This is a genomic window from Streptomyces dysideae, from assembly GCF_001514305.1.
GTDB lineage: Bacteria > Actinomycetota > Actinomycetes > Streptomycetales > Streptomycetaceae > Streptomyces > Streptomyces dysideae.
In genome coordinates, this window is record NZ_KQ949084.1 from 78,453 (window position 1) to 90,515 (window position 12,063).

Genomic DNA, 12,063 nt, shown 5'->3' on the forward strand with positions numbered 1-12,063 from the left:
GGGGCGCGATGGTTCGACTCCGGAGCAACCCTCTTCTTTGCGGTGTCTGCCGTCATGGTCGCCGCTGCCTGTCGGGCAGAGGAGGAGTCGTTGGCCAGGTGGCGGGGGGCTCAGCACGACGCGTGAGAGCGTCACAGTGAGACCGAAACCGAGACGGAAGATCATGAAGGGGCGGCCCCCATACGGACCGCCCTCATCTACCAGCGGTAGCGGAGGGATTTGAACCCGCTTACGTGACCCGTCTCACCTGCGGTTTTTCCTGAGAGTGGGACATACCACCCCGTTTCCATCCCGCTGGATCCTGCTCGATCTGTCTCCGTCGGGTCTGGTGTGGACGTGTCCACACCGTGCGCAGAGCGGCTGCGGCGGCTGAATGAGAGCTGGACTCGATGGTGGGGGCCGCTTGAGAGAGCCGCCGAGTGCGGGCAAGTGCGGGGTAGCAGAGTCTCGTGATCGCAGTTGATCGGCGGCGGGGGAAACGAGCGTATCTGATTACGGAGAGTTGCATTCTGCGCTTGTGGTGTCGGGGCGTTGCCAGGAGATGGCTGATGCCCGAAGCGCTACCAGAGACTGAGCGGTCGGCCTGCTATGGCTGCTCTCTCGATCCGGCCTGCGATCTGTCGCTCGGATTCGTGGGCAGCGAGCCCGGCCCGGATTCGGCATCGACACGTCCGAGTGCCGGACGCTACTCGCGAGGGCCGGACGCCACCGGAGTTGAGGGCGGCCGGGTCGTGGCGGCGGCCCCACCCACGCGGGCCTCGAAGCACTCGCGTTCGCCGTCGGCCGACGCGGGCCGGAAGCAGGCCCGGACGGTGCTGCCCGGACGGACTTCGGTCATCTCGGTATAGATGAAGGTCGCCGCGTCGTCCTTGTTCCTGATGCGTACGCCGTGGGTCGGGCCGTCCGCCGTGACGTCCAGCCGGTCGCCGATCTCGGTCCCCCAGGTCCGGGCCCAGCTCGCGCCGCACTTCTCGCTGTAGCGCAGCTCGACGTGGGCGCCGGTGGCCGTGCGGTACGAGCCGAGGGTCTCGGGGCCGAGGCCGCAGATCAGGCGCATCGGGTCCCGGCCCTCGCAGGCGGCTCCGTGGCACTGGGGAGCGAGGGAGAACGGCACGGAGGCCGACAGCGGTTCGTCCTCCTGAGCCTCCGAGTCCGGCAGCAGGAAGAACAGCAGGGCCGCAACACCACCGACGATCACGGTGTACGCCGACGCCAGCACCACCAGGAGCCTGCTCCCGCCAAGTCGCCGCCGCCCGGTCCCGGCGGGCGGCGGCGACTCCTGAGGATGTGGCCGCGGCGACTCGTCCGCGGGAGGGGCGGGTGCGGGGGCCACCGCGCGTCCGCTCCAGTGCGACTCGGCGATCTCCCACAGGGCCAGCAGTCGCCCGTCCGGTTCGTTCGCGAGCCGGCACAGTTCCCGTACGGCCTGGCGAGGAGGCAGGCTCTTGCCGTTGAGGTAACGCTCCCACGAGGACTTGCTGTACGCCGTTCGCTCCGCCAGCGCCGCCAGGCTCAGCCCCGCACCGGCCCGCAGCTGCCGCAGCGCCGCGACCAGCCGGATGTGTTCCGCGGTCACTGGGGCGTCGCCTCCCGCAGGGCCTGCCAGGTGGGCGGGTCGATGACTCCGTTCACGACCAGCCCGTTCTGCTTCTGCATGCGCTCGACCGCTCGCCGCGTCATCGGGCCGAAAACGCCGTCGATGTCCCCTGGCGCAGTGCCCGCCCGGCGCAACAGGCACTGCGCCTCGGCCACTTCGAGCCCCACGTGGGTGTTGGACAGGAGGATGTCCGTAGTCCGGCTCAGGCCCGCGTACCAGCGGCCGTCACGCTGCTCCAGCCGACAGGTGTAGATGACCGGCACCATGGACTCCGACACGGTGGCCGGGGCCGCCGCGACAGCATCGCTGCGGTCACGCGCGAGCTGCGCACGGGCCTCGGTGAGCCGCACGGCCAGCAGGAGCGCCGCGGAGACGGACAGCACCGTGACCACGGCTCCCGCCATGACCGCGGCGCGCAGGTGACGTCCGTACGGCTGCTGCTCCGCGGGGGCATGTGCCGGTGTCGCGGAGGGGTTCTCGGGGGCGTCGGTGGTGACCACCCGTCCCTCCGCCCAGTGTTGGGCGGCGATCTCGTGCATCACCAGCAGCCGGGCCGGATCGTCACCGCCGACGCGGGCCATCGCCTCGACAGCCTCCCGGGGCGGCAGAGCCCTGCCGTTCAGATACCGCTGCCACGACTTCGCGCTGTACCCGGTCTTCGCGGCCAGTTGACGCGTGCTCAGTTCGCTGTGGTCCTTCAGTCTGCGCAGTCGCACGATCAACTGGTGGACGTGCGGATGCAGTTCTGCGGGCAGTGCCTTCCAGCGCGACACGCTTCCCCCACTCGCGTTCTTGGACCGCCGGCCCGGCCCTGTGCCCCGGTCTCATTCTGCATCAGTTTGCCACGGGGATCACAGAGCGGATCCCGCCGCAGCGACTCAGCGGGCGACATCTCCGCAGGTCAGCGCGTGGGATGTCCCGGGATGAGGTCACTTCCGCGCCAGCTGTGGCAGAACATCACGCCGAACCCGCAGTCTCGTCGCGGAGCCGGCCGGTGCAAACGACCGGCACGCTCAGCGACCGGGCCGGGCTGCCGTGCACGTCGTGCAGCGCGGGCACCGGCCGTGACGACCGCGCATGACCTCGCTATTCACCTCCCGCTCTGACCGGACAGTCCGGCACCGACAAGGTCTTCCCGGATCAGATTCGAGGCGAGCAATCCTGCCGCCTCCCTCTCTGAGAAATTAGGAGAACGTATGTCTGTCAAGAGGGCTTTGGTCGCGCTTGCCGCATGCACCGCCCTGGGCTTGACGGCGCTGAGCACGAGCCCTGCGTCGGCAAGTATCTCGCAGGGGTACATCTTTGGCACCGGCACGATCACCGATGACTGGGGGGATGAGGGCCCTCTTTGGGCGGGAGGCAAATACCAGATATCCAACGCGGTTGGTCTCTGGCAGTACGTCCTGTGGGCGGAAGGCGCCAGAGAACAGAACGGCACAGCTTACGACTACGCAGACATCGACTGTGATTTCGGCGCCAACACCACCTATGCAACGAAGAAGCTGCAGGCGAGATGGGGCCTGGAGGCAGACGGGGTCGTGGGCAGCAAGACCTTCAGTATCGCGGACAACCACCTCCGGGGAAGCACGGGCAAGGTCTACTACTTCGGCAAAGCGCGCGCCGTTACGTTCGTACGTAGCTCTGGTGGCGCCTACCGCTTTGAGAACCCTGAAGCGGGTGTGGGCTCGAATTTGTGGGAAACGGCAATTTACGACCCCTTCGCGACCTGCTTTGTTCCTGGCGGCTGAACCCAGCAGCACCTCATCTGCCCGCACCAGCAGTGGGCCGACGCCCAAGGCCCCGGCCCACTGCTCCCGTACAGCCGAGACGGCTCGCCGGATCCCGGTGTGGTCGTGGTGCCGGCCGCAGGTCTCCATCATCCCGCGGGAGTCGTGGGGAGCCCGACCGCCGACGGACGAATGCTCGGTCGCCCGCTCCCAGTGCACCCGCTTCACCGTGCACTGGTCGGCGGGCCCGCCCACCCCGACCGTCAAGCAGATCCAGAACTTCCACATGGACGGCAGCGGCTGGCCCGACATCGGCTACAACTCCCTTGTCGACCGGCAGGGATGGACCTACGAGGGCGTCGGCTTGGAACCATCGCGGCTCGCACACGGTCAATTACAACGCCACCCACATCGGGGTCTGCTTCATCGGCACCTCGATCCGCTCCCTCTACTACAAGGCGCCGGAGCTCTGCGGCCGCGCCCTCAACGCCACTGACCACAGTGGCCTGCCTGGCGCCCCCACCGCCTGCCCCGGCAACGACCTGCGCAACTCGGTGCTGGGCGGCATGGACGGCGAGAGCATCCCGATCGTGGTGACTCCCGGCATCGGCTCCGGCGGCCGCAGCAACATCAGCTCGGTGGTCTCCCAGCAGGGCGCCGTGGACCTCCTCGGGCACACGCCCCGGCTGGCCGAGGACGGCGTCTTCGGCGCGCTCACCCTCGCCGGTGTGATCCTTCCGGCCGTTTTGCGCCCTCCAGCGGCGGCCGTCCAGCCGATCTTGGTTGCGGCTGGTGGAGCCACCTGCGGCGTTCGGCCGACGGGCAGCCTCGCCTCGCGTGATCGTCCAAAGCAGCTACACCCCAAGCCGGAAGGTAGACCGTCATGGATGAACTGGTGCTGCGCGCACAGCAGTTCGTGAACAACACATACAGCGACGTAATTGGCATGACGCTTGAGGAGAACGGGCAAACCGGCTGGGCCACGATGTACGCGCTCACCCGCGCGCTCCAGTACGAACTCGGTATCACCGCCCTGTCCAACAGCTTCGGCCCCACCACCCTGAGCACCCTGAGAGCGGCGTATCCGTCACTCACCGCGGCGACCGTACCGTCGGAGAACTTCGCGAAGATCGTGCAGTCGGCGCTCTACTGCAAGGGATACGACGGCGGCGACATCGACGGTGTCTGGGGGCCGCGCGTCACCGCGTCCGTGACACAGCTCAAGCAGGACATGGGCGTCGGCAACGTCGAAGGAACCGGCCTCACCCCGAAGGTGTTCAAGGGCCTACTGAACATGGACCCGTACGTGCTGGTGACCTACGGCGACCGGGCCGGCAGCTCGGCCGTGCAGACTGTCCAGCGCTGGCTCAACGGACGCTACATCGGCCGCGCCGACTTCTTCGTCATCCCCTGTGACGGTCACCACTCCCGCAGTGTTGCCAAGTCGATGCTGTACGCGATCCAGTACGAGCTGGGCATGGCGGACGGCACCGCCAATGGCGTTTTCGGCCCCGGCACCCAGTCCGGCCTGCGCAGCCACCCCCTGGCTTCCGGTGACCGCGGTGTCTGGGTGTCCCTGCTCACCGCTGCCTTGGTCCTCAACGACCGCCCGGTGGTGTTCACTTCCTCTTACGACGCACAGGTCGCGGAAGCGGTCGCGCTGTTCCAGTCGTACGTCGCCCTGCCGCAGACCGGCACCGTCGACTTCTCCACGTGGGCGTCGCTGCTGGTCTCCTACGGCGACCAGTCCCGCCCCGGCACCGCCTGCGACTGCATCACCACCGTCACCCCGGCCCGCGCGCAGGCCCTCCACGACGCCGGATACCGGCACGTCGGCCGGTACCTGAGCAACGTGGCCGGCTCCACCCTCGACAAGATGATCAAGCCCGGTGAGCTCGACACCATCGCCGCGGCCGGTCTGAGCTGCTTCCCGATCTACCAGACCTGGGGCGGCAGCGCCGACTACTTCTCCTACAGCCAGGGCCTTCACGACGCCCACGACGCCATCGTCTGGGCACGGCGACACGGCTTCCAGGACGGCGCCCGCATCTACTTCGCCGTCGACTTCGACGCCCTCGATGGCGAAGTCACCGCCTCCGTCCTGCCGCACTTCCGTGGCGTCCACCACGTGATCACGACCTACTCCCGTTACCGGATCGGCGTATACGGCGCCCGCAACGTGTGTCGCCGCGTCTCGGACGCCGGCTACGCCGACGCCAGCTTCGTCTCCGACATGTCCAGCGGCTTCTCCGGAAACCTCGGCTACGCCTTGCCCGCCAACTGGGCATTCGACCAGATCGCTACCCTCACCGTCGGCTCCGGCGAGGGCGCCATAGAGATCGACAAGAACATCGCCTCGGGCCGCGACGACGGCGAGCGGACCTTCAACCCCGCCTCTTACACCGAGGCCCTCGACGTCGACATCGTCGCCGCCGACCACGAGGCGATGAAGGCCGAGATCCGCACCTACCTCGAGAGTATCGGGGTCCCCGAGACCGGAGGAGACGGCTGGACCGACGACGACTGGGGCACCCTCGGCGGCATATCCAACTCCGAGGCCATCGACGCAGTCGTCTCCATGGACTGGCTCTTCACCCGTCTGGCCCGCAACCTCCGGCTGCGGAAGGCCCTGGTGCAGGCACCAGTGCTGTGGGAACTGCGGCAGTTCAACCCGCTGGACCCCATAGCCGACGAAGCCTTCAAGGCCGGCCTGAAGGACGACTCCAGCACCGGCTGGGGCCAGATCTACGGCTGGGTCGCCATCGAGGCCCGCAACTACTGCGTGGAGCAGGGCCTCCTCAATGAGCCGCTGCTGACGCTCGAGGACGACCGCTCCACCGTGTGGACCAGACTCCACGAAGACCCCGAGTACAACATCGAGACCGCGGCCTACCTGACGGTCTACAACGCCTTCCAGATCGATCTGCCCCGCCCCGGCCTGGACACCTCGGACTCCGACAGCGAACGGATCATCGCCCGTTACAACGGCACCGAGGAAGCCGTCACCGAACAGTACGGCCGGGACGTCGGCGGCGTGTACCGCGTCATGGAGAGCTACTACGCCCGCCACCGCGCCGCGGCGAACTGACCCCTGCCCACAGCACATCGAGGAAGGACGCACGACATGACGTACATCAGCAGGCGCATGATGGTGCAGGGCACGGCGGTCCTGGGGCTGGGACTCGCCTCCGGCACGCTCCTCACCGCCCCGACGGCTTCCGCCGCCGACGTGGCAGCCTCCGCAAGCTCCGCAGGAGCCATGGGCGCCGCGGCGAAGGAACGCCCCGTTTCATTCAACGGCTGGGTGATGGAGGAGCAGGCCGACGACGTCTCCACCGTCTGGACCCGCCCCGTCCCTGGCACCGGCCTCACCGTCGCCACCCGCATCGGCGACGTGGAGACCGTTCTGGTCCATCTGCTGCGCCGCCACCACTACGAGATCGACGAGTTGCGCCCCGGCGACGTCACCGGCTGGCAGCACCCGTCAGGCTTCGACCCGGCGACCCCCGCCTCCAACCTGGCCTCTGGCACCGCCCTGCGGATCCGCCCCGGCCATTACCCGGCCGACACCGCCGGAGGCTGGTTCCCGGACCAGTTGACCGTGCTCCGCGACATCCTCGCCGAGCTCGACGGCGTGGTCCGCTGGGGCGGGGACGACAAGCGGCCCGACGAGTCCCTGTTCAGCATCGACGTCACCCCCGGCAGCCCTCGCCTGCCTCGTCTCGCCGCTGAGCTGCGCGGCTTGCGCGAACACCCGGGCCGTGGAGCCGGCGTCCCCGCCGACCCACTGGCCACCGACCGCCGCGAGGCCGCCGAAGCCCTCGCCCGCCGGCAGCGAGCAACCGTCCGCTGAACCACCTCAACCAGCCCTGAATGGGTCAGATCAGCAGGTCGAGAACCATGGGAGCTCCAGGGCCGGGTGGCGGCTTGGCGGCATGAGGGGCACGGGCGGTGAAGAGAACCGGATCGGGGTGCAACCCGAAGGGTGGGGTGGCGCGTAGAGAGCCGTAACCAGAACACCCCTGATCCTTGGGGGATCTTGACCATGCGCGTCTCACACCGCCGGGCCGCCGTGCGCTGCCTCACCGCTCTCGCCCTCAGCCTCGTGGCCCTGATCGGGTGCAGCGGTGAGGGCGACGGGCAGGCGGCCGCCACCGCACCCGTGACATCGGCGACTCCTTCCGCGTCTGCCGACGAGACGGCCCCGGACGGCACGTCGGCGTCGCCCAGTGCGGCCCCCTGGGCCGGTACCAAGCAGTTCGTGCAGATCGAGGACGCCCGGACCGGCGACGGACAGACGTATCTGTCGGTGCGGCCCGCCCAGAAGAAGGCCCACACCCAGTTCGAGGCATGGGTGATCGTCCCGGGCGAGGGGCCCTACACCGAGGTGCCCATGGCCGAGGACGCCAAGGTGCTGCTGTCGGTCCCGCTCGGCGACGAGAAGCATGCCTCGTCATACTCCCAGGCCGAGTTCGTCAGCCGGCTGACGGCCCAGTCGTCCTCAGCCCGCTCGCTCGTCGGCTACGACCTGAGCTTCGACGGAGAGGGCCGGGTCACCAGGCTGCAGTCGCTGTACACGCCCTGAATACGCCTGCCGTCACCGTCGGTCGCACCGCTGCCCTCCCAGCCTCATGTACTGCCACTGCCCTGCCTGCCGCCGTCAGCCGTCACCAGTCGAAGGAAATCCTGCATGGTCACCATCCTGTCGCGAACCGCCTGGACGCCCTACACGCGCAATACCGGCACCATGAACCTCCTGGCCCTCGCCTTTTCGATCAACAACGGAATCTCGCTGGGGGCGGCGAAGGATCTCCTGATCGACTCGCTGGCGACCACACGCAACCTCACGGGAGGGGACTGGACGCCATGGAAGGGGGGCGTCTTCGTTCACCACGCCGGCCCAGGAAGCGTCGACTCCACAGACTGCGAAGAATGCCGGTACGAGATCGCCGACATCTGGGCGTCCCATTACCGCGAGTACGGCAACATCGCCTACAACTTCATCGTCTGCCAGCACGGAAACATCTTCAGAGCACAGGGCTATATACGGGGCGAGGCAAACGGAGGGTACGCGGAGGGGACCAAGCAAGGCCCGCACCCCGACCCGACCATGGAGGACCGGCACATCAGAGTCGACGGCCACGGCCAGGTCGGCCGGAACGAGGCGTTCTACTCGATCCTCGGCCTGCTGCGGCTCAACGACCAGCCCACCGCCGCCATGCGTTCCTCCATCAAGGATCTCGTCTGGCACCTGCGGACCGAGGTCAGTGACAACCTGCGAGCCGGCAACCTGCTGTACCCCCACCAGCACGACGCCGGCTACACCGTGTGCCCCGGAAACCTGACGCCCTACTGCAATGACGGCTCACTGGACCCCGGCGTGGGCGTCGTTCCCGGCCCGGCCATCAACGTCATCTCCCGCGAGAACTGGGGCGCCCGGCCGCCGACCTCGACGGTACACGTACCGCTCTCCAGCCGTACCGGCTTCTGCGTGCACTACTCGGCCGGCCCGCCCAGCCAGACGGTGCGCCAGATCCAGAACTACCACATGGACGGCCGGGGATGGCCGGACATCGGCTACAACTTCCTGGTCAACCAGCAGGGATGGATCTTCGAGGGCCGGGGCTGGACGAATGTGGGCGCCCACGCCCGGGGATACAACACCAGCCACATCGGAGTCTGTTTCATCGGCAGCGACGGGGACGCCACCCAGGCCGCCAAGACCGCCATCCGCGCCCTGTTCCTCAAGGCACAGGAGCTGTGCGGCGGCGATCTCAGCGCTACGTACCACAGCGCGCTCGGCTCCACTTCCTGCCCCGGTAACGACCTGCGCAGCTGGGTGCAGAGCGGGATGGGCGGAGAGAACGTCCCCATCGAGATCACACCACCTCCGGGCACCGGTTCCGGCCGGAGCGACGTGCGGTCGGTGGACGCGCAGCAGCGGGCCGTCAACGCACTCGGATACCAGCCCCCGCTGGCCGTCGACGGCGCCTTCGGGCCCCTCACCCTCGCCGGCGTGCAGTGGCTCCAGCGGACGGTCGGCGTCGAGGACGACGGACTGTGGGGCCCGCTGACCGAGGCCGCCTTCGGCGCCTACATCGGCAGCGGCGGCGGCCGTTCCGATGTGCGGACCATCCGTGCCCAGCAGGTCGCCGTGAACGGCATGGGCTACTCCCCCGCGCTGGTCACCGACGGTGTGTACGGTGCCCAGACCAAGGAGGGCGTGGAGTGGCTCCAGGGCCGGCTCGGCGTCACCGCCGACGGACTGTGGGGCCCGGCGACCGAGCGGGCGTACATGGATCACGCGGGCGACGGTGGATGGTCCGGTGGCGCCAACACCACCATCCGCACGGTGACGCAGCAGCAGACCGCCGTCAACAGCCTGGGCTACAGCCCGGCCCTCGTCGTCGACGGCGTCTTCGGCCCGCTCACCTACGACGGGGTGCGCTGGCTCCAGGACCGGGTGGGCGCCCTCGTCGACGGCCTGTGGGGCCCGAACACCGAGTCCTGCTACAACGCCTACGCCAACGGGGAGGGCCTCGTGGTGGACGGCGTCTTCGGCGCGCGGACCATCGCGGCCCTCCAGCGGGCGATCGGGGCCGAGCCGGACGGAGTGTGGGGCCCGGAGTCCAAGCGGGCCCTGCAACGCCACCTCAACCGGGTGGCCGACGCCGGCCTCGTCGTGGACGGCGACATCGGCGCAGTGTCCGTGCGGGCCATGCAGGAGCACCTCAACACGATGACCGGCGCCGGCCTCGACGTGGACGGCGTCTGGGGAGCCGGCACCACCCGTGCCCTGCAGAGGGCCCTCAACCTGGAGAGGTTCTGACATGCGACAGCACGACGACAGCCGCCGCGGCGTCGACGACCCCGCGGCCGAGTCGGCCGGCCGGGGCGCTTCCCGCCGCTCGTTTCTCGCCGCGGGCACCGCCACCGCCACCGCACTGCTCGCCTCCGGTACCCCCGCGGCCCTTGCCGCGCCGCGCACGGGCGCGGCCACGAGGACGGGGACGGGCTCCGCCGTGCGCGCCCTGTCCACATTCGCCGCCGTACCAGCGGCCACCAGCGACACGGTGACGGTACCGGCCGGCTTCCGGGCCGCGCCCCTGGCCCGCTGGGGTGACGGACTGAGCCCCGCTTCCCCTCGCTGGCGGCCCGCCGGCGGCGGCGCGGCGGCCCAGGCCCTCCAGGTCGGCAGTCACCACCACGGTGTGGAGTTCCTTCCCCGCGCCGCAGGGCACAAGGGCCTGCTGGTCGTCACCCACGAGTCGGCCGACGAGACAGCCGGCCAGGTGCCCGGCGAGGTGGCGATGGCCGCGCAGGGAGTGACGGTCGTGGCCGTGGCCGCGGCCGGATCCGACGGTGCGTGGCGCACGGCAGGCTCCCGGTTCAACCGCCGCCTGACCGCCGACACCCGGGTAACGCCGGCCGGCCCGGCCGCCGAACGTCTCACCGGGGCGGGTGGGCCGGCCCTCCGGGGCGTACTGGCCCCCGGCGCCACCGGGACCACGCCCTGGGGCACCGTCCTGCTGGCGGAGCGGAACGCCAACGCCTGCTTCGGCACGGACAGCCCCGCCTGGCGGCGCGGCGAGAACGAGCGGCGCTACGGCCTGGCCGCCGGCGGCCTGGGCAGCCCCTGGCACACCGCGGACGCCCGCTTCGACCTCGCCGACCGCCGGGCGGTGCCCGAGGCGTTCGGCTGGATCGTGGAGCTCGACCCGGACGCCCCGGACTCCGTGCCCGTCAAGCGGACCGCCCTGGGGCGCTTCTGGCACGGTGCAGCCACCGTCACCGAGACCCACGACGGACGGGCTGTCGTCTACAGCACGGACGCCGAGGACGGCGAGTACCTCTACCGCTTCGTCAGCTCCAGGCCGTGGCGCACGCTCCGCGCCCAGGGCCGCAGCCCGCTGGACCACGGCACGCTCGCCGTCGCGCGCCTGGCCGACGACGGCTTTGGCCGCTGGCTCCCGCTGGCCTTCGGCCAGGGCCCGCTGACCGCGGCCAACGGCTGGCGTGACCAGGCGGACGTACTGGTCCGCGCCCGCCTCGCCGCCGACGCCCTCGGGGCCACCGGGCTGGCCGGACCCGAGGGAGTCGCCGTGGATCCGCACAGTGGCTCGGTCTACCTTGCCCTGGCCGGCAGCAGCGGCCCGGCCGGATGCACCGACTGCGCCGAGGACACCGGGTCCGCCGGGAAGCGGTCGGCGCGGCACAGTCCGTACGGCCGGGTGCTGCGGTGGCGCGAGGGGACGGACGGATCAGATGGCGCCGCCGAGGACACGTTCCGCTGGGAGGAGTTCCTGACCGGTGGTGCGGCGGAGCTGACGGAGCACGGGCGGTTCGCCTGCCCGAAGGGGGTGGGTTTCACTGCCGAGGGGCTGCTGTGGATCTCCACCGGTATCCCCGCCCACGACCTCGGCGGGCCCGACCCCGTCCACCGGGCCGTCGGCAACAACGCGCTGTTGGCCGCCGATCCCCGCACCGGCACGGTACGACGCTTCCTGACCGCGCCCCGCGGCGCCGAGGTGACCGGGGTGTCCGCATCCGCCGACGGCCACACCCTGTTCGTCAACATCCAGCACCCCGGACAGGGGACCGCCGCCTCCGCCGACCGTCCACGCGCCGTCGGCAACTGGCCGGACCACGAGCCCGGGGGCCGCCCGCGCTCGGCCACCGTCGCGGTCCGGGTACCGGCCGGTCCCGAGGCTGCCGCCGGCCAGTAGCCGGATGGCGCGC

9 protein-coding genes are annotated in these 12,063 nt (G+C 70.0%); 7 read left to right on the forward strand and 2 right to left on the reverse strand.

The window, feature by feature from the left end; translation table 11 throughout:
- Positions 1–685: 685 nt before the first annotated feature.
- Together AQJ91_RS17975 and AQJ91_RS17980 are read right to left on the reverse strand one after the other, a co-directional pair.
- Complete coding sequence (locus tag AQJ91_RS17975) at positions 686–1,576, reverse strand: helix-turn-helix domain-containing protein (RefSeq protein WP_067022285.1); 891 nt, start codon at positions 1,574–1,576, stop codon at positions 686–688.
- On the reverse strand, positions 1,573–2,370 hold the full coding sequence (locus tag AQJ91_RS17980; RefSeq protein WP_067022287.1) for a peptidoglycan-binding protein: 798 nt from the start codon (positions 2,368–2,370) through the stop codon (positions 1,573–1,575). The genes AQJ91_RS17975 and AQJ91_RS17980 overlap by 4 nt, the downstream gene beginning before the upstream one ends.
- A gap of 423 nt (positions 2,371–2,793) precedes the next feature.
- On the opposite strand from AQJ91_RS17980, the gene AQJ91_RS17985 reads away from it, so the two are divergent.
- The 7 genes from AQJ91_RS17985 (at position 2,794) to AQJ91_RS18015 (ending at position 12,050) form a co-directional block, all read left to right on the forward strand.
- Positions 2,794–3,345 carry a peptidoglycan-binding domain-containing protein gene (locus AQJ91_RS17985; protein ID WP_067022289.1) on the forward strand — a complete coding sequence of 184 codons (552 nt, stop codon included), beginning with the start codon at positions 2,794–2,796 and terminating at the stop codon, positions 3,343–3,345.
- A gap of 305 nt (positions 3,346–3,650) precedes the next feature.
- Complete coding sequence (locus tag AQJ91_RS54450; RefSeq protein ID WP_199847955.1) at positions 3,651–4,244, forward strand: hypothetical protein; 594 nt, start codon at positions 3,651–3,653, stop codon at positions 4,242–4,244.
- The gene (locus AQJ91_RS17995; RefSeq protein WP_067022293.1) at positions 4,208–6,412 is read left to right on the forward strand and encodes a glycoside hydrolase domain-containing protein; all 2,205 of its coding nucleotides are present in this window, start codon (positions 4,208–4,210) and stop codon (positions 6,410–6,412) included. Before AQJ91_RS54450 ends, AQJ91_RS17995 begins: the two co-directional genes overlap by 37 nt.
- 36 nt (positions 6,413–6,448) lie before the next feature.
- Positions 6,449–7,177, forward strand: coding sequence for a hypothetical protein (locus tag AQJ91_RS18000; RefSeq protein WP_067022295.1), 729 nt, complete (start codon positions 6,449–6,451; stop codon positions 7,175–7,177).
- 192 nt (positions 7,178–7,369) lie between these two features.
- Positions 7,370–7,909: a hypothetical protein gene (locus tag AQJ91_RS18005; RefSeq protein ID WP_067022297.1), complete on the forward strand. Its 540-nt coding sequence runs from the start codon at positions 7,370–7,372 to the stop codon at positions 7,907–7,909.
- A gap of 105 nt (positions 7,910–8,014) precedes the next feature.
- Positions 8,015–10,153 (forward strand): peptidoglycan-binding protein, encoded by a 2,139-nt coding sequence (locus AQJ91_RS18010; protein ID WP_067022299.1) that lies wholly within the window; start codon positions 8,015–8,017, stop codon positions 10,151–10,153.
- 1 nt (position 10,154) lies between these two features.
- On the forward strand, positions 10,155–12,050 hold the full coding sequence (locus AQJ91_RS18015; protein WP_079085041.1) for a PhoX family protein: 1,896 nt from the start codon (positions 10,155–10,157) through the stop codon (positions 12,048–12,050).
- Positions 12,051–12,063: the final 13 nt, after the last annotated feature.

Coding starts and splice junctions, on each gene's coding strand:
- AQJ91_RS18010 (WP_067022299.1), top strand. CDS start 8,015: ATGGTCACCATCCTGTCGCGAACCGCCTGGACGCCCTACACGCGCAAT.
- AQJ91_RS17995 (WP_067022293.1), top strand. CDS start 4,208: ATGGATGAACTGGTGCTGCGCGCACAGCAGTTCGTGAACAACACATAC.
- AQJ91_RS18000 (WP_067022295.1), top strand. CDS start 6,449: ATGACGTACATCAGCAGGCGCATGATGGTGCAGGGCACGGCGGTCCTG.
- AQJ91_RS18015 (WP_079085041.1), top strand. CDS start 10,155: ATGCGACAGCACGACGACAGCCGCCGCGGCGTCGACGACCCCGCGGCC.
- AQJ91_RS18005 (WP_067022297.1), top strand. CDS start 7,370: ATGCGCGTCTCACACCGCCGGGCCGCCGTGCGCTGCCTCACCGCTCTC.
- AQJ91_RS17985 (WP_067022289.1), top strand. CDS start 2,794: ATGTCTGTCAAGAGGGCTTTGGTCGCGCTTGCCGCATGCACCGCCCTG.